This window comes from Mycobacterium sp. GA-0227b (assembly GCF_001499855.1).
In the GTDB taxonomy this organism is placed as follows: Bacteria; Actinomycetota; Actinomycetes; order Mycobacteriales; family Mycobacteriaceae; genus Mycobacterium.
The window spans coordinates 117,780-134,844 of the sequence record NZ_LQIK01000032.1 but is presented as its reverse complement, the minus strand read 5'-3'; the positions used below and the strand labels follow the sequence as shown (position 1 = coordinate 134,844).

General features: G+C 67.1%; 18 protein-coding genes and 1 pseudogene. 13 read left to right on the top strand and 6 right to left on the bottom strand.

From position 1 onward, the window contains the following. Positions 1 to 9: 9 nt before the first annotated feature. The 3 genes from AU185_RS21635 to AU185_RS21625 all read left to right on the top strand — a co-directional run bounded on the left by AU185_RS21635 (position 10) and on the right by AU185_RS21625 (position 2,321). Positions 10 to 1,128 carry a citrate synthase 2 gene (locus tag AU185_RS21635; RefSeq protein ID WP_059098245.1) on the top strand — a complete coding sequence of 373 codons (1,119 nt, stop codon included), beginning with the start codon at positions 10 to 12 and terminating at the stop codon, positions 1,126 to 1,128. Beyond that, entirely contained in the window at positions 1,125 to 1,733 is a 609-nt protein-coding gene (locus tag AU185_RS21630) for a maleylpyruvate isomerase family mycothiol-dependent enzyme (protein ID WP_286143284.1), read from the top strand. Before AU185_RS21635 ends, AU185_RS21630 begins: the two co-directional genes overlap by 4 nt. A 132-nt stretch (positions 1,734 to 1,865) precedes the next feature. Continuing rightward, on the top strand, positions 1,866 to 2,321 hold the full coding sequence (locus AU185_RS21625) for a VOC family protein (protein ID WP_059098247.1): 456 nt from the start codon (positions 1,866 to 1,868) through the stop codon (positions 2,319 to 2,321). Between the two features lie 6 nt (positions 2,322 to 2,327). On the opposite strand, the gene AU185_RS21620 is transcribed toward AU185_RS21625, so the two are convergent. The 3 genes from AU185_RS21620 to AU185_RS21610 all read right to left on the bottom strand — a co-directional run bounded on the left by AU185_RS21620 (position 2,328) and on the right by AU185_RS21610 (position 5,713). Beyond that, on the bottom strand, positions 2,328 to 4,016 hold the full coding sequence (locus AU185_RS21620; RefSeq protein WP_059098248.1) for an FAD-dependent oxidoreductase: 1,689 nt from the start codon (positions 4,014 to 4,016) through the stop codon (positions 2,328 to 2,330). 8 nt (positions 4,017 to 4,024) lie between these two features. Then, positions 4,025 to 5,047: an AurF N-oxygenase family protein gene (locus tag AU185_RS21615; protein ID WP_059098249.1), complete on the bottom strand. Its 1,023-nt coding sequence runs from the start codon at positions 5,045 to 5,047 to the stop codon at positions 4,025 to 4,027. 186 nt (positions 5,048 to 5,233) lie between these two features. Then, positions 5,234 to 5,713 carry a CAP domain-containing protein gene (locus tag AU185_RS21610; protein WP_059098250.1) on the bottom strand — a complete coding sequence of 160 codons (480 nt, stop codon included), beginning with the start codon at positions 5,711 to 5,713 and terminating at the stop codon, positions 5,234 to 5,236. A 153-nt stretch (positions 5,714 to 5,866) separates the two neighbouring features. Here AU185_RS21610 and serC point away from each other — a divergent pair, with 153 nt between their 5' ends. The 6 genes and pseudogenes from serC to AU185_RS25240 form a co-directional block, all read left to right on the top strand. Beyond that, positions 5,867 to 6,979 carry a phosphoserine transaminase gene (serC, locus tag AU185_RS21605; protein ID WP_059098251.1) on the top strand — a complete coding sequence of 371 codons (1,113 nt, stop codon included), beginning with the start codon at positions 5,867 to 5,869 and terminating at the stop codon, positions 6,977 to 6,979. 144 nt (positions 6,980 to 7,123) lie between these two features. After that, complete coding sequence (gene sepH / locus AU185_RS21600; RefSeq protein ID WP_059098252.1) at positions 7,124 to 7,939, top strand: septation protein SepH; 816 nt, start codon at positions 7,124 to 7,126, stop codon at positions 7,937 to 7,939. Positions 7,940 to 8,027: 88 nt separating this feature from the next. Further along, positions 8,028 to 8,423 carry a WXG100 family type VII secretion target gene (locus AU185_RS21595; RefSeq protein WP_082684016.1) on the top strand — a complete coding sequence of 132 codons (396 nt, stop codon included), beginning with the start codon at positions 8,028 to 8,030 and terminating at the stop codon, positions 8,421 to 8,423. 9 nt (positions 8,424 to 8,432) lie between these two features. Then, on the top strand, positions 8,433 to 10,673 hold the full coding sequence (locus tag AU185_RS21590) for a TPR repeat domain-containing protein (RefSeq protein WP_059098254.1): 2,241 nt from the start codon (positions 8,433 to 8,435) through the stop codon (positions 10,671 to 10,673). 188 nt (positions 10,674 to 10,861) lie between these two features. Beyond that, complete coding sequence (locus tag AU185_RS21585) at positions 10,862 to 11,560, top strand: hypothetical protein (protein WP_059098255.1); 699 nt, start codon at positions 10,862 to 10,864, stop codon at positions 11,558 to 11,560. 208 nt (positions 11,561 to 11,768) lie between these two features. Further along, positions 11,769 to 11,925, top strand: a pseudogene (locus AU185_RS25240) (ISL3 family transposase); the annotation flags it as partial. Between the two features lie 44 nt (positions 11,926 to 11,969). On the opposite strand, the gene AU185_RS21580 reads toward AU185_RS25240, so the two are convergent. After that, a complete protein-coding gene (locus AU185_RS21580; RefSeq protein WP_059098256.1) occupies positions 11,970 to 12,242 on the bottom strand; it encodes a DUF2537 domain-containing protein in 273 nt (90 codons plus the stop codon). After that, a complete protein-coding gene (locus tag AU185_RS21575; protein ID WP_286143281.1) occupies positions 12,239 to 13,069 on the bottom strand; it encodes a TrmH family RNA methyltransferase in 831 nt (276 codons plus the stop codon). The genes AU185_RS21580 and AU185_RS21575 overlap by 4 nt, the downstream gene beginning before the upstream one ends. A 51-nt stretch (positions 13,070 to 13,120) precedes the next feature. On the opposite strand from AU185_RS21575, the gene AU185_RS21570 reads away from it, so the two are divergent. Then, positions 13,121 to 13,360, top strand: coding sequence for a DUF2530 domain-containing protein (locus tag AU185_RS21570; RefSeq protein ID WP_059098258.1), 240 nt, complete (start codon positions 13,121 to 13,123; stop codon positions 13,358 to 13,360). Positions 13,361 to 13,380: 20 nt separating this feature from the next. Continuing rightward, a complete protein-coding gene (locus AU185_RS21565; RefSeq protein ID WP_059098259.1) occupies positions 13,381 to 13,833 on the top strand; it encodes an SRPBCC family protein in 453 nt (150 codons plus the stop codon). 57 nt (positions 13,834 to 13,890) lie between these two features. Here AU185_RS21565 and AU185_RS21560 read toward each other — a convergent pair whose 3' ends face one another. Beyond that, the gene (locus tag AU185_RS21560; protein WP_059098260.1) at positions 13,891 to 14,688 is read right to left on the bottom strand and encodes a DUF3027 domain-containing protein; all 798 of its coding nucleotides are present in this window, start codon (positions 14,686 to 14,688) and stop codon (positions 13,891 to 13,893) included. A gap of 184 nt (positions 14,689 to 14,872) precedes the next feature. Between AU185_RS21560 and AU185_RS21555 the strand changes: the two genes are divergently transcribed. Both AU185_RS21555 and AU185_RS21550 read left to right on the top strand, forming a co-directional pair. Continuing rightward, positions 14,873 to 16,456 carry an MFS transporter gene (locus tag AU185_RS21555; protein ID WP_172800175.1) on the top strand — a complete coding sequence of 528 codons (1,584 nt, stop codon included), beginning with the start codon at positions 14,873 to 14,875 and terminating at the stop codon, positions 16,454 to 16,456. After that, the gene (locus AU185_RS21550; protein ID WP_059098262.1) at positions 16,453 to 16,932 is read left to right on the top strand and encodes a DUF2771 domain-containing protein; all 480 of its coding nucleotides are present in this window, start codon (positions 16,453 to 16,455) and stop codon (positions 16,930 to 16,932) included. The genes AU185_RS21555 and AU185_RS21550 overlap by 4 nt, the downstream gene beginning before the upstream one ends. Positions 16,933 to 17,065 lie beyond the last annotated feature (133 nt).

Sequence of the window (17,065 nt, the reverse complement as noted above, 5' to 3'; positions counted from 1 at the left end):
AATCTGGCCATGAGTGCGGTGCCTGAAGACTTCGTACCCGGCCTCGAAGGCGTCGTCGCCTTCACTTCCGAAATCGCCGAACCCGACAAGGACGGCGGCGCGCTCCGGTACCGCGGCGTCGACATCGAGGACCTGGTCAACCAAAAGGTGACCTTCGGCGACGTGTGGGCGCTGCTGGTCGACGGGAAATTCGGCGACGGTCTGCCGCCCGCCGAACCGTTTCCGCTGCCCATCCACAGCGGCGATGTCCGAGTCGACGTGCAGGCGGGCCTGGCGATGCTGGCCCCGATCTGGGGCTATCCCCCGCTGCTCGACATCGACGACGCGACGGCCCGCGGCCACCTCGCCCGCGCGTCGGTGATGGCGCTGTCCTACGTCGCGCAATCCGCCCGCGGAATTCACCAACCCGCCGTCCCGCAACGCACTATCGACGAATGTTCAACCGTCACCGAGCGCTTCATGACCCGCTGGCAGGGCGAGCCCGATCCCAGGCATGTCGAGGCCATCGACGCGTACTGGGTGAGCGCCGCCGAGCACGGCATGAACGCCTCCACATTCACCGCCCGGGTGATCGCGTCGACCGGCGCCGACGTGGCGGCCGCTCTCTCGGGTGCGATCGGCGCGATGAGCGGACCGCTGCACGGCGGCGCTCCGGCGCGGGTGATCCCGATGATCGAGGAGGTCGAGCAGATCGGCGATGCCCGCGCGGTCGTCAAGGGCATCCTCGACCGCAACGAGAAGCTGATGGGCTTCGGGCACCGGGTGTACCGAGCCGAGGATCCGCGGGCCCGGGTGCTGCGCGCGACCGCCAAGCGGCTGGAGGCGCCACGCTATGAGGTGGCCGCGGCGCTCGAGCAGGCCGCGCTGAGCGAGCTGCGGGAGCGGCGACCCGACCGCGCCATCGAGACCAACGTCGAGTTCTGGGCAGCGGTGATCCTCGACTTCGCGCAGGTGCCGACCAGGATGATGCCCGCGATGTTCACCTGCGGCCGCACCGCCGGGTGGTGCGCGCACATCCTCGAGCAGAAGCGGCTCGGCAAGCTGGTGCGCCCGTCGGCGATCTACGTGGGACCGGGGCCGCGCAGCCCGGAGTCGGTCGAGGGATGGGACCGAGTCGTCCGGCCGTGACGACGGCGGCGTTCGCCTCGGCGGCAGACACGTTCGCGGGCCTGGTCCGGCGGATTCCCACCGACGCGTGGTCCGGCCCGGGCCTCGGGGAGTGGGACCTGCGCTCGCTGGTCGGTCACACGTCGCGGTCGTTGACCACGGTGATCAGTTACCTCGAGAAGCCCGCCGAGCGCGAGGACATCGCCACACCGCAGGAGTACTACGCGCGGGTGAACCCCGCCGCGTTGGGCATGGACCCCGCCGATGTGGCCGAGCGTGGCAGGCAGGCGGGCCGGGATCTCGGTGACGATCCGGCCGGTGCCGTTGCGGCGCTGGTTTCGCGCGCACGCACTCGTCTGGATGCCGTCGACGACGACCCGCTGATGACCGTGCTCGGTGGGCTGGGCATCCGGCTACGGACGTATCTGCCCACGCGGACGTTCGAGTTGGCCGTGCACAGCTTGGATATCGCCCGTGCCCTTGGCATTTCGTTCGTCTTGCCGTCTGCGGTGCTCGAGGAGGCGTTGGTCCTGGCGGCGCGCATCGCGGCCGGGCAGGGCGGCGACACGGTGCTGCTGGCGCTCACCGGGCGCGATGCGCTGCCGCCGTCGTACTCGGTCGTGTGAGGCACCGGTTTCTGTCGGAGGGTCGTGGTTGCATGGCTCACGTACCCCAGGTGGCGATGAATTGAGCGCAATCGCATGGTCGGTACTGCAAGCCCCCTGTGGGGAAGACCGAGAATCGAAAGGAACTTCCGAATGGCCATCGAGGTTCAGCCCGACGTATCCCCCATGCTCACGGTCAGCGACGGTGCTGCGGCGATCGACTTCTATGTCAAAGCCTTCGACGCCGAGGAGCTCGGCCGCGTCCCGGGGCCCGACGGCAAGAAGTTGTTTCACGCCGCGTTGCGGATCAACGGCAAGCTGGTGATGCTCAACGACGATTTTCCCGAGATGAACGACGGCAAGTCGGTGACGCCGGAAGCGCTCGGCGGCTCACCGGTGACCATCCACTTGACCGTCAATGACGTCGACGCCAAGTTCCAGAAGGCTGTCGACGCGGGCGCGACGGTCGTGATGCCGCTCGACGACATGTTCTGGGGCGACCGCTACGGCGAGCTGCGTGACCCCTTCGGACATTTGTGGTCGATGGGCCAGCCGGTGCGCGAGGTCAGCCAGGAGGAGATCGACAAGGCGGTCAAGCAGCACCAGTAGCGGGCGCTACCGGCGTAGCCCGGCGAGCAGACGCCGACCGAGCGGCGGTGCGGGGGCGTCTGCCGCCGCGGCGAGCATGTCGGCGACGGTGGTGAGCTTGACGCGCGGCCTGTCATCTCCGCCGCGGGCGATCTCGGCGGCGTCGATCGCCTTCCACCCCCGGGCGTCGACGAGGTCGGGCCGCCGGCTGCGCACGAGCCTCTCGAGCGCGGCCGGCTTGGCCCGAGCCCTGTCGGGGTCGCGCAGCAGGCCGTCGTTGTAGTCGGCGACGAGGTTGCGCACGGTCTCCGCCGCGCAGGACTTGTTGGTACCGATGAACCCGGTCGGGCCGCGCTTGATCCAGCCCGCGACGTAGCTGCCGACGACCGGTGCACCCGTTTGCGGGTCGAATACACGACCGCCGTCGTTCGGCACCACCGCCGCGGCTTCGTCGAACGGAAGCCCGCGAACCGGTCTGCCGCGGTAGCCGATCGAGGTCAGCACCAGCCCGGTGTCCAGTCGATGCGCTTTGTCGGTTCCGGTGACCGTGAACTCGATCGCGTCGGCGCGCACACCGCCGACGACCCGCTTCGGCGTCACGTTGTACGCCAACCGGATGCGGGGCCGCGTCACCGGCGCCGAAGCGTCGCCGAGCTTGCTCAACAGCTCCAGCTTGTTGCGCGTCAGCGGATCCTGCGCGGCGGCAAGGTCGCGACTGACCAGATCGTGGTCGGCGGCCGAGAGGACCACCTCGCTCGTCGACGTCAGCCCGATCAACTCGGGCAACGTGAACGCCGAGTTCGCCGGTCCGCGCCGAGCGGCGATCACCACCTCGGTCACCTTGGAGTCGCGCAGGGCGGCGAGCGCATGATCGGAGATGTCCGTGCGCGCCAGCGCGTCGGGATCGGCGGTCAGGATGCGCGCGACATCGAGTGCGACGTTGCCGTTGCCGATCAGGACCACTCGCTCGGAGCTGAGATCGACTGGCAATCCGGTGAATTCGGGATGGCCGTTGTACCAGGCCACGAACTCGGTGGCGGTGCCGGTACCCGGAAGGTCCATGCCCTCGATGTCGAGGCGGCGGTCGTTGGGCGCGCCGACCGCGTACAGCACGGCGTGATGGTGCGCGAGCAACTCGTCGTGCGTCAGGTCCGAGCCGACCTCGACGTTGAGGTAGAACGTGAAGCCGGGCTCGCGGGTGACCCTGTCGAACAACCGGGTGACGCCCTTGGTGCTCTGATGGTCGGGAGCAACACCCGCGCGGACCAGGCCGTAGGGCGTGGGCAGCCGTTCGAAGACGTTGACCCGCACGCCTTTCTGGGTGAGCAGCTCGTCGGCGGCATACATCGCCGCCGGCCCCGAACCGACGATCGCCACGGTGAGCGGGCCGGTGGGCCGCGGGTACACCATCGGCGCCTCGATGACCGGCGCCAGTTTCGACGTCGGCGGTAGCTTGCCCTCGCGCTCGGGATAGAACGCGGCGTTCAGCGCGACGAACGGCAGTTGCTTTGGCTCCAGCCGGGTGTCAGGCGCGATGGCTCCGACCGGGCAGGCCGACACGCACGCGCCGCAGTCCACGCACGCGACCGGGTCGATGTAGAGCATCTCGGCGGTGGCGAAGCCCGGCTCGTCGGGCGACGGGTGGATGCAGTTCACCGGACACGCGTAGACACAGGACCCGTCGCTGCAACACGACTGGGTGATCACATGCGGCACAAAGCCCCCTAGGCGGCGACCACGTGCTGGCGCGCCGGCTCGCTGCGGTACCGGCTCGGCTTTCCGTCGATCTTGCAGATCCGCCAGATGAGCTTGGCGATCGGGTTGATCAGGCCGGTGTCGTGGCACAGCATCCGGACGTCGCCGAACATGTCGCGCAGCATCTGCTTGGACTCGGGCGAGCGGAAGAAGACCTCTTTGCGCACCGAACGCGGGATATCGAATTCCTTCCAGAACGCCCGCGGCGGAACGATGATCGCCGAACACAGGATCCGCATGGTCAGCGGGACGTAGAGCGACAACCAGAACCGCTTGCGTCGCGGCAGATGCGGAACCCGCTTGCGCAGGTACTCGTGGGCGAACGAGATGTGGCGGGCCTCCTCGGCCACATGGATCGCCATCACCTTTTCCATGATCGGATGCAGCGACTTCCCTTCGCGCAGCACGTTCTTCTGCGTGTGGTCGATCGGCTCTTCGCCGGCGAGGATGCCGAACCAGAACGGGATGGGCAACGGCCCGGCCACCAGCGGGATCAACGGCTGAATCCACTTCAGCAGCCGCGGCATACCGGGAACGTCGGCCCCGATGCGGTTGACCATCTCCTGGAACATCAACGTGTGGTTGCACTCTTCGACCGCCTCGTGCAGGCAGTACCGGTACTCCGGTGAACCGTTCGGCGTCCAGAACGCGTACTCCATCAGGCCACGGATGAGGATCGACTCGAAGTGCAGACCGACTTTGGCGACGTTGGCCTGACGCCACATGCCGATCTCGATCTGCCGCTCGAGCGGCTGCGCCTGGTACCAGGGATGGCGGCCCAGCGGGTCGGTCGCCGGCAGAACCCAGCGCGGGTCGTTCGGCACGACCGCGAACTCCGGCGAATCCCAGTCGATGTCGGTGTACGGGTTGAAGTTGCGCCGCACCGACCCCTCGGACAGCGTGGTGAGCGTGTCGACGTAGTCCCGGTCTTCTGGGCCGTCGCCTATTTCCATGTTGCGACGCCAACGCCTGACCATACGAGTCCGGGCCATCTTCAGACCTCCCCTGTGAGGTTTACATCTGCGCCTTTAATGTCCAGCAACGGTACCGCAGGTATCGCCTACTGAACATACCCCGTTGCGCGATGTGTCACACCGGCGGTTGGTGGCTGCGATGTGACGGAGGCCACAGCTGGCGACAGACGTCCAGGTACAGGCCATCCGGTCGAATGGCGCTGCTTATTTCTCGCCGAACTCCCCGACCGCGGCTGCCCTGTTGCCGTTGCGCAGCACCGAGAAACCGGCCTCGGTCATGCCGCAGTCGGTGATGATCGCGCGGTGGCCGGGGCTGTTCATCCACCAGTTGACCGCCGCAGCTGGGACGGCGTTAACGCCGGTGCTCCAGAAGATGATCTCGCCGACATTGGCATACGACGTGTAGCCGGCGTCCGTGATGCGCTTGACGACGGAGGAACCGTCCGAGCCGGTGTGGTTGACCACGCCGTTGGCCAGCATGTCGTTGGCCTGGCGCGACGCGGCCGCGGAGAGCTGCGGGTTGGCCGCCACGGGACCGCAGCCGTTGGCGGCGCGCGTGGCGTTGATCTCGTTCAGCAACGCGCCGCCCTCGTCGGCGTGGGCTGGAGCCGCGAGCAGCGGGCTGAAAAGCGTCACCGCCGCCGCGCAGAGCGTTGTCAGCGTCGAAGTTCTCGCAAGACTCATCACGTGCCCCCCTGGGCTCGAGCTGCAGTCCCCGACAGGTCACAGTATGGACACAGCGAGGTCTCTATATCGGCCGTTTACCCACATTCCCCGGATTTTTTGTCCGCCCCTCCCCGCGGCCGGTGCGCAAGCGCGGTCACTATCGTTGACCGCATGGCCGACCTGACGATCCCCGCCGACCTCAAACCGCGCGACGGCCGCTTCGGCTGCGGGCCTTCCAAGGTCCGGCCGGAACAGCTGGCCGCGCTCGCCGCCGCCGGCGACCTGTTCGGCACGTCGCATCGCCAGGCGCCGGTCAAGAACCTGGTGGGCCGGGTGCGCGACGGGCTGCGTCAGCTGTTCTCGCTCCCCGACGGCTACGAGGTGATCCTCGGCAACGGCGGCACCACCGCATTCTGGGACGCGGCGGCGTTCGGTCTCATCGACAAACGCTCACTGCACCTGACCTACGGCGAATTCAGTTCGAAGTTCGCTTCGGCGGTGGCCAAGAACCCGTTCATCGGTGACCCCGTCGTCATCAAGGCCGACCCCGGCAGCGCGCCGAAGCCGCAGTCGGACCCGTCGGTCGACCTGATCGGCTGGGCACACAACGAGACGTCGACGGGCGTCGCCGTGCCCGTGCAACGCCCGGACGGATCCGGTGATGCCCTGATCGCGATCGACGCCACCTCCGCGGCCGGCGGCCTGCCCGTCGACATCACCGAATCCGACGTCTACTACTTCGCGCCGCAGAAGAACTTCGCCAGCGACGGCGGGCTGTGGGTGGCGATCCTCTCGCCCGCCGCGCTCGCCCGGGTCGAGGCGATCGCAGGCTCGGGCCGCTGGGTGCCGGAGTTCCTCTCGCTGCCGATCGCGATCGACAACAGCAGCAAGAACCAGACCTACAACACCCCGGCCATCGGCACGCTGCTGCTGTTTGCCGAGCAGCTGGACTGGATGCTGGCCAACGGCGGCCTTGACTGGGCGGTCAAGCGCACAGCGGACTCCTCGCAGCGGCTGTACGGCTGGGCGGAGGCGGCACCGTTCGCGACGCCGTTCGTCACCGATGCGGAGTTGCGCTCACAGGTCGTGGGCACGGTGGACTTCAGCGACGACGTCGATGCCGGAGCCGTTGCCAAGACGCTGCGGGCGAACGGCATCGTCGACACCGAGCCGTACCGCAAGCTCGGCCGCAACCAGTTGCGGGTCGGGATGTTCCCGGCCGTCGACCCCGACGACGTCAGCGCGCTCACCGCGTGCATCGACTGGGTGGTGGAGCGGCTTTAGCCGCGACCAACGGCCGGGAGCGGCTCTAGCCGCGACCAACAGGCGGGGGGCGGCTTCCTCTCCCCGCGTGTCCTACCAGGTAACAAGCCGATAACGCAGTACTGTCCGGGGAACGGGCTTGGCGCTAGCCCGGAGGAGGTCGCCATGCGGGAACTCAAAGTCGTCGGACTCGACGTTGACGGCAAACGGATCATCTGCGAGGCCGCCGGCTCCGGTGACAAGTTCATCCTGCGGCCCGACGAACGTTTGCGGGCCGCCCTTCGTGGCGACCAGCTGGGCTCGAGCCAGACACGAAATGAGACCGAGGTGCAAAACGTGCTGCGCCCCAAGGAGATTCAGGCCAGAATCAGGGCCGGTGCGTCCGTCGCGCAGGTCGCAGAGGCATCGGGCGTCGACGTGGCCCGTGTCGAGCGGTTTGCCCATCCGGTGTTGCTGGAGCGCTCCCGAGCGGCGGAACTGGCAACGGCCGCCCATCCGGTCCTTCCCGACGGCCCGTCCGTGTTGACGCTGCTGGAAACGGTCACGACGGCGTTGATCGCGCGCGGTCTCGACCCGGACGCCCCCACGTGGGACGCCTGGCGCAACGAGGACGGCCGCTGGACCGTGCAGTTGGCGTGGAAGGCGGGGATGTCCGACAACGTCGCACACTTCCGGTTCACCCCCGGCGCGCACGGCGGCACCGTGACGGCGTTCGACGACGCGGCGTCCGAGCTGATCGACCCGAGCTTCGCGCGTCCGCTGCGTCCGGTGGCAGCGCTGCGCGAGCCGGAGGTCCGGGCCGAGGAGCCGACGCTGCCGATCGACCCGCCGCTGCAGGCCACCGCCGCACCCGAAGCGCCCGAAACAGCGTCCGAGACTGTCGCACCGCAGCAGCCGAAGCCCCGCAGGGGTAAGGCGAAGCCGGCGGTGCCGGCCTGGGAGGACGTCCTGCTGGGTGTGCGCTCCAGCGGCCAGCGCTAAGCCCTATCCCCGAACCGATATCCACTAGCTTGTTGCGTCATTGATCTCGGCGGTCTCCTACATCCGCTGAGAATCTTGGCGACGCTGAGTGCCGACCGGTGATGCTAAGATCGTCCAGCAAACTGCGGCCGCGTCGTTTTCGCTCAAAGGGGTCTGGATGTCTGGGGATTTGCGCGTTGATCCTGTTGATGTGCGAATGGCCGCCGATCACGTTGATCTAGCCGCCGACAATTTGCGGGCAGGGCATGGTTCCGCCCACGAGCGCATGGGCGCTGCTCAGGCAGGATGGATTGGGACGAGTGCGTCCGCGCTGGCCTCTGCGGCAGCGAAGTGGGAACAGGAGTCGTCAGGCCTACATGCGGAGCTGGCTAAGCACGGTGAGGACTTACTGGCTGCCGCGGCCCGGTATTCGACAACGGACAACCAGGCGGCATCAAATATCGTCAGCGCCCCCAGCAAACTGTATAACGACCTGGGGATCTGACCCTTGGGCATGTCGTTGGCCGATATTCAACGGTGGGAGCCTGAACAAATCGATGAAGTCTCAGAGGCGGCGGCACAGCGCGCCCGCACGAGCGGCGAGCAGGCGCAGGCCCTACGCAATCTGCACGTGTTCTCGACTTGGAAGGGTGAGGCCGGCGAGGCCGCGAAGCAGGCAATAGAGCGCTCAGCGACCAGGCTGGACATGACAGCGAAAGAATCGTTCCTCGTGTCGCTCGGCGCGCAGAAATCAGCGCAGGACGCGCGAACGGTCAAGAACAACCTCAGCAGCATTCTCCAGGACGCCGCCGCGGGTCCGGCAGTGACGGTCGATATGGCCACCAACACCGTGATTCCGCCGGATACAACAGGATGGGACGAAGCGGAAGTAAAGGCGTTGGCGGCCAAGATCAACGATCTGGAGACCCGGATAGTCGCGGTGCTGGCTAATGCCGAAGAGACCGATGCCGATTTGGCGCGCGTGCTGACCGCAGCGACGGGCGGCGATCCCGCAACCCCGGCCGAACAAGGCGCCGCTGACGGAACCTCGCTCCAGGATGGCCAGCTCACCCCCGAGGAATCGGCGCGGCTCACTGAGAACACGACGCTTACCCCCGAGCAACTCGCGGCGCTGCAGCGCGGCAACCTGGTGCTGCCCGCCAGCCAGATGGAGTACCTGCATCAGTTGTCACGATCGCTGGATGGCAAGAGCACGCCTGAGATTCGGGCGCTGATGGACAAGCTTGGAACTGACGGGGCCCGGCTCCAAGACGCCCTACAGCTGGTGTCGAATGAACACATCAGCGCGACCGGGATCAACCCATCGCTCAAACCAGGCGACAAGGGGTATGTGCCAGCGCGGGGCGGTTTCGACGCACTCCCCGACGCCGTACGACGCGATCTCACAAAGTTTCCGTTGAACTTCCAAGAGACCAACGTAGCGCCTGGGGTCTATCCGCAAGCGCGCCAAGAACTTCGCGACCTAGCCACGATGGTTGACAAGGGCAACCCGGCACTGCAGGCAGGCACGACCTTCGACCAGCACATGCTCAAGCAAGCTGAGGTCATGCTCGAGAACTCGAAGGTTCCACCGGAAACGGTGCCGTTCGTCAAAGGGCAGGTGGACCCGGTGTTGCAGGACATGCTGTCGGCGGCCGGGCGCGACCAGTTCGCGGTGTACGACGCGCTCGCAGGTGAAGGTAGTAAACCACCGAACGACAAATTCATCGAGAACCTGATGACCCATCAATGGGCCGACGACGGGGCCGCAGCCGGCAGTCTTCTGCACGGCACCGCACCGGTCGCCAACCCCACCGACCTAACCGATCCCACGCAGCTAGCCCAAGCCACGCGGGCGGGGGAAACTCTGAACGCAGTCGATCTATGGGCCGGCTCGCACGCAGACAAGCTGCTCAACATCGCCGGGACCGACGGCCAGTCTCTCGGCCAGGTGAACCCAGAACTCACCAAGGCGCTCGCCGACGCCAACAAGCCCTACATCGACGACATGATGAAGAACAATCTTGACAACACTCGCGGATTCGACGCGCTCGACGATCCGAAGGTGGACGCTGAATTGACCAACAGCAGGGGGCTCTTCTCGGTTATCGACACCAACGAAGAGGCCGCCGCCACTCTCAACAGCCAGGCCTACCTGAATAGCCTGCAGTACCAACACAATTTCGAACAGTCCATTATCGACGGAGGCCTGGTCGACACTGGCGACCTGGAGTCGGCAGGCACTCAGCGCGGTGTCATCGAAGCGGCCGCCAATGTCGCCGCCAACGACGCGATCAGCGATGCCAACGCGGCCGCGCAAAATGCCTTTGAGAATAGGAAGCAGTGGTTTCAGCTTGCAGAAACCCTTGGCGCAAACGTGCCGGGAGTGCAGCAGATTCTCGACGGCGTTTCCGACGATGCCCTCCAAGACATGTTTGTCGGCGACGCACCAAAACCGAACGCCGCTACTCCCGTCACCATGGGCAGCTCTGATGCCCTGCAGCACTCCATAGCCCAAGAGCTTCTCAACAACCACATCGGTGACGCGAGCGCGTTCACGGAGAGGGGGTTGATTGATCCGGCAACGGGCCAGCTCAAGTCCCTTGAGGACGATGACGTGCGTCTGAGCGACTTCAAGAGCGCGTTCACCAACTATTTCGAGGGCATTGACCCGTCGGTCAAGTTCGGGATCGAAGACTACGAGGACCGCTACCGTGACGCGCTGCCTAAACCGCCCGCCGAGCCCGGAAAATGACCGCCAAAACCGTCGCGCGATGGTGCGCCGCGCTGCTGCTAACCCTCGGGACGGTGGGATGTCACGGCCGCGACGATCCCACGCCCTCTCCCGTTGAACCCAAGTTTGCGAACTGGCCGGACACGTTGGACGGCTTTAGGTTCCGATGGACGGCCGAGCCTAGCATCGACCTCCTTTCGGGTGCAGCTGTGCCGTTGCGCGCCTATCTGGAGTCGCATCGGATCGGGGACATGACCTTCGACGCCGACAACGTGTACCCGGGGTTCAAACGCGCTGTCCCCGAAATGGGCAAACCGATCGACAAATCAACCTCGAACTTGCCGTTCGAATTGTGGTACATCCAACCGGCCACCGACGCCGAGTTCGCCTTCATCCAGCCTATGCCGTTCTACGGTAACGAGTACTTCCACATCCTCGAACTCACCCGGATCGAGACCGGTTACCGCGCCTACGTGTGCGACGGTCAGTACAAGGTGTTCCGCCAAGGTGACAGTCTGGATACCTACGTGCCTGTCTTCGCCCCGACGGAGAAGTACCCCGATCCCGACCTCGATAATGCCGCAATCCGAGTCTGGCGGATCGAGTTCACCGATCGCCCGACAGCATCGGACCCAGATGCGCCGCCGACCGTCACCGCCCCTCAAAAGGGACCCAACCCCGCGCCCCTGGGAGACGTGTTCGGCCCATGGCGCATCACCGGTGCTAGTCCCAACACATCATGGGGGCCGACTGCCGAACTTGACCCGAGGTACCAGGACCTGAGACAGCAGTGCCTAGATCGAATGCCACACGACGCCGCTCAACGCCGCGCCTTCTACACCAGCCAACTCGACTCTCCACCAACAGCCGAGCCAGCGGTCCCGGGCTGGCCGGGCAACACCGCATGACCGCAGGTCGTTCGTGCGTCTGTGCACTGCGCCGTGATGGCGATGACGGGGTGTAGTGGAGGCGACGACGCGGGCGCCGACTGGACCACCGTTGGCGAACTGGCCAAGAGCGCTCGACGGCTTGCGGTTCCGCTGGGGTCCGCCGAACCCGGCATCGACGTTGCTGTCGGCCCCCGTACCGTTACGGGCTTACCTGGAGTCGCATCGGCAAGGACTGATCGAATCCACTAACGCCATGATTCGCCTGCTGACCCGGATCGCGTTCGGATTCCGCTCCCCAGAGGCGCTCATCGCCCCGGCCATGCTCGCCCTAGGTGGCCACCGCCCTGCCAGGCCGAACCAAACACCCACGGATCAGTCAGTAGAGCCACAAATATGGGCATTTTGGGTCTGCTCGGCAGGGATCAGGTCACCCGCCGAGGGCGATCGCGAGCACCACCAGCCACGCGATCGCCACACCGACTCCGGAGCCCAGCACGAACCACCGCCACACCGGCCGGTTGCGCCACCCCCACACCGTCGGGGCAAGACCGCCGACCGCGACCAGGTTGAGCCCGAGCGCCAACAGCGAATGCACCCGAAGTAGCCCGATACTGAGCACGACGATCGCGGCCGCGGTGACCGCCGCGACGAAGGCCGCCACCGTCAACCCCATCGCCCACGGCGTCGAGTCGTCGGTCATGGCGCCAATCTAATCCGCTCGTAGAACGCCAGCGCTGCGGCGGTTGCGACGTTGAGCGAGTCGGTGCCCCGCGACATCGGGACGCGCACCCGCAGATCCGCGGCCCGCATCGTGCGCTCGGTCAGTCCCGGCCCTTCGGCGCCGACCAGGATCGCCACCTTGTCGTCGACGACGGCCGACATGGCGTCGGCCAGGGTGCGCGCCGCCGGCGCAGGGGTCATCGCCAGCAATCGAAAGCCATTGTCGCGCAACTGTTCGAGGTCCGCCGGCCACGACTGCGCCCACGCATACGGCACCAGCAACGCGTGGCCCATCGACACCCGCACGGCGCGCCGGTACAGCGGATCGGCACAACCGGTGCCGAAGACGACCGCGTCGACGCCGAGGCCGGCCGCGTTGCGGAAGATCGAGCCGAGGTTCTCGTGGTCGTTGACGCCTTCGAGGACCGCGACCGTGCGGGCGTCGTCCAGCACCTCGGCGATCGACCGTTCGCGCGGCCGCGACGCCGAGGCCAGCACGCCGCGGTTGAGGTGAAAGCCGACCACCTCGGCCATCACGTCGGCCTGGACCCGGTAATAGGGCGCCGAGACGCCGGGCAGGTCGGCCGCGAGTTCCTGCATGCGGCGGTCGGTGCCCATCATCGCGCGGGGCCGGAACCGCGACGCCAGCATGCGCTGCACGACCAGCACACCCTCGGCGATCACCAGACCCTTACCGGTGGGCAGGTCGGGTCTGCGGTCGACGCTGTTGAGGTCGCGGAAGTCGTCCAGCCGTGGGTCGGACGGATCGGCGACGTCGATTACGTTGACGCTCACCGACGTCCGCAATCCGGGTCGTCTGACCGATGAGCCGGCCGCGATCGGCTAGGTTTCATAGCGATGACCCCGCATCCGCCCCCGCTGCCCGACATCCTGTTGCGGCCACTGCCGGTCATCGTCGCGATCGCGGCCGGTTGGGTCGTCGCTGCGATCCTGGCGTTCACGGTGACCGGTCTACACGAGTGGCGGCCCTACACGGTGGCCGGCCTGGGCGTCGGCGCCCTTGGCACAGCGATCTGGTTGTGGCAACGTCGCGCCGTGCGCCATGGGTCGCGCGGGGCGCAGAGCGGACTCACGTGACGACAAGACAGGAGAAGGCGATGGCAGCACCGCTGTTGCAGGCCGAAACCACGATCAACGCCCCGGTGGCGAAGGTCTGGGAACTGGTCTCCGACCTCAAGAACATGCCACGCTGGAGCCCGCAGTGCCGAATGATGAAAACCTTCGGTCCGCTGCGGCGCGGGGCGAAGACGGTCAATCTCAATCGGCGAAAGTTCCTGGTGTGGCCCACCACAAGCCAGATCACCGAGTTGATTCCGGAGAAGAAGCTCGCGTTCCGGGTGAATCAGAACGGCACGGTGTGGAGCTACGAGCTCGAACCCACCGAGACCGGCACCCGGTTGGTGGAAACGCGGCATGCCGAAAACGGTGTGAAACCGATCTCCAACATGACGGTCAACGCGTTGATGGGCGGTGTGCCCAGCTTCGAGCGTGAGCTCGTCGAGGGTATGAACGAGTCGCTGGCGCGGATCAAGGCCGCGGCCGAGCGCTAGTCGGATGACGATCAAGCGGCGAGGAACGAGCCGCGATGAGGAGTCCGACCAAAAACGCTAGTCGGCCGGCTCGGTCAGATCGAGCACGCCGTCGTCGTACGGGTCGTACAACGGAGAGCCGCCACCGGCCGGTTGCGGCGTGTCCGAGTGTGCGCCGCACCCGTATTCGGCGTCGACCACGTGACCGTCGGCGGAGAACTCGTTCGCGCAGACGCCGAACATCGTGCCCAGCGTCCCGGTGAGCGGCAGATAGAACCCGCAGTCGCGGCACACGCGCCGCGTCGAACGCGCCATCGGCGAACCCGGACCGTAATCCCCGTCGTGCCAACGTTGCGCCGCGTCCATCCGGCCCCACGGGCTGAGCACCTGCCGACGGCCCAAACCCACTTCGGCGGCGACCTCGTCGACTTCCGGATCGCCGGTGGCCATGTAGCCGGGAACCAGACGGGGGTCGTCTGCGGACGGAGCCAGGAGGTCACCGGGGCCCAGGTCGCCCGGCCGGACGCGGTCTTGCCAGGGCACCCACTTGGGCGCCAGCAACGCCGTCGGTCCGGGTACCAGCACGACCTCGCTGATCGTGGCGTGGTCGGCGCCCGGCCACGCCGCGACGACAACGGCCCACTGCCAGCCGCGATAGCCCGGCATGACGGCGAGGAACCGGTGCGTGGCCGCGGTCGGGTCGTCGAAGCTCGCCCCCAGGTACTCGCCGACGGTGTCCTCGCCGCTGAACTCGACGATCGCCGCGCGCGCGTCGTCGACGGCGCCCAGGAGTACGGCCTCCAGGTCCGGGCGCCCGGCGGCGTTCTCACCGGAAGCGTCGGCGCCGTGCTCGGCGGATTCGGTCACACTGTCCATCGCCTCCAATAGTGCCTGACCGGCGAACCGGTAGCCACACCGGTTGGCTGCGCACCCGTGGCCGCTTCGATGGTGGAGAATCGTCCTCGTGACCGGACCGCGCCGTGACCCACGAGACTCCCCGGGCCGGCGCGACCCCCGCTATTACCCTCCGCGCCCGCCCGAGGATGCCGAACATCCCGGGATGGCGAACTACCCGAGCGACGGGAGCTACCGTCGTCCTCGCCGGAGTGGGCCGACCCCGAGCGCCAACCGATGGCTACCACCGCTCGACGAGCCGACCCGTGAGTTCAGTTCCGAGCCTCCGCCGCACAGCGTGGGCAGCGCGGCGGGCGAAAGGGTCACCGTCACAAGGGTGGCCGCGCAACGCAGCCGCGAGATGGGCTCCAAGATGTACGGCCTGGTGCACCGGGCCGCCACCGCCGACGGCGCCGACAAGTCCGGGCTGACCGCGCTGACGTGGCCGGTGGTCGCGAACTTCGCCGTCGACGCTGCGATGGCCGTCGCGCTGGCCAACACGCTGTTCTTCGCCGCGGCCTCCGGCGAGAGCAAGAGCAGAGTCGCGCTGTACCTGTTGATCACCATTGCGCCGTTCGCCGTCATCGCGCCGCTTATCGGACCCGCATTGGACCGGCTGCAGCACGGCCGCCGCGTCGCGCTGGCCACGTCGTTCGCGCTGCGCACGGTGCTGGCCGTGGTGTTGATCGCCAACTACGACAGCGCCACCGGCAACTTCCCGTCGTGGGTGCTCTACCCCTGCGCGCTGGGAATGATGGTGCTGTCCAAGTCATTCAGTGTGTTGCGCAGCGCGGTGACACCGCGCGTGCTGCCGCCGAGCATCGACCTGGTGCGGGTGAACTCGCGGTTGACGACCTTCGGTCTGCTCGGCGGCACGATGGTCGGGGGCGCGGTCGCCGCGGGTGCGGAGTACCTGTTCCAGCTTGTCCAGCTGCCCGGTGCGCTGTACGTGATCGTCGCGGTGTCGGTGGCCGGTGCGGTGCTGGCGATGCGGATCCCGAAGTGGGTCGAGGTCACCGAGGGTGAGGTTCCCGCGACGCTGAGCTACCACGGTCGCACGGGCGAACTCCGGCGCCGCCTCGAGCAGCCGCCGACGAAGCCAGCGCGGCAGCCGTTGGGCCGCAACACCATCACGGCGCTGTGGGGCAACTGCACCATCAAGGTGATGGTCGGTTTCCTGTTCCTCTATCCGGCCTTCGTGGCCAAGTCACACGACGCGAGCGGCTGGGAGCAGCTGCGCATACTCGGCTTGATCGGCGCGGCCGCGGCCATCGGCAACTTCGCGGGCAACTTCACCAGCGCGCGCCTGAAGCTCGGCCATCCGGCGCAGGTCGTGGTGCGCTGCACGGTTGTCGTCACGCTGGCCGCGCTGGCCGCCGCGCTGACCGGCGAACTGCTGGTCGCCGCGATCGCCACCCTGCTCACCTCCGGCGCGAGCGCGATAGGCAAGGCGTCGCTGGATGCGTCGCTGCAAGATGACCTGCCCGAGGAGTCGCGCGCGTCGGCCTTCGGCCGTTCGGAGTCGGTGCTGCAGTTGGCCTGGGTGGCGGGCGGAGCCGTCGGCGTGCTGGTGTACACCGAATTGTGGGTGGGCTTCACCGCGATCACGTCGGGGCTGATTCTCGGCCTGGCGCAGACCGTGGTCAGCTACCGCGGCGAATCGTTGATTCCCGGCCTGGGCGGCAACCGGCCGGTGCTCGCCGAACCGGAGGGCGGCCGTCCGGACACCGCGGCGGTGGCACACGAGTGAAACGCATGCTCGCCGCGCTCGCGGCAGTGGTGGTTCTCGCGTCGGCGGGTACGGGTGTGCTCATCTGGCGGCTCAGCGATCACGACTCACCGAAATACCCTGAGATCAGTGCATTTTCGCACGGACACCTGGTCCGCGTCGGACCCTACCGGTACTGCGAGGTGCTCAACCCCACGAAGTGCGAGGTTTTCGCCGAGCAGGGCGAACTGCCGGTCACCGAACGCGATGCCGTGCAGTTGTCGGTGCCGCCGGCGATCGCGCGCGCGCCGTGGGTGCTGTTGCGGCAGTACGCGGGTGGCGACGTCATCGAGGAGTTCCGGCCCGAGACACGCTTGGCGGTGACCATTCCCACCGTCGATCCGCGGCGCGGCAAGCTCACCGGTTTCGCCGTGCTGCTGCCGACGCTGATCCGCGTCGACGGTGAAGAGGTGCCCGCCCCGCACGCCGAGTGGTCGGTGCGAACGGTGTGGGCCTAGTCGGGCGACGATCAAGCGACGAGGGACGAGTCGCGCTGAGGAGCCCGACAATTGATCTAGGCCGAGTGGCAGCCACGGCAGGCACAGGCCTCACTCCGTGCGACGTTTTGCGACGGTGCACTCGAACTCTTGC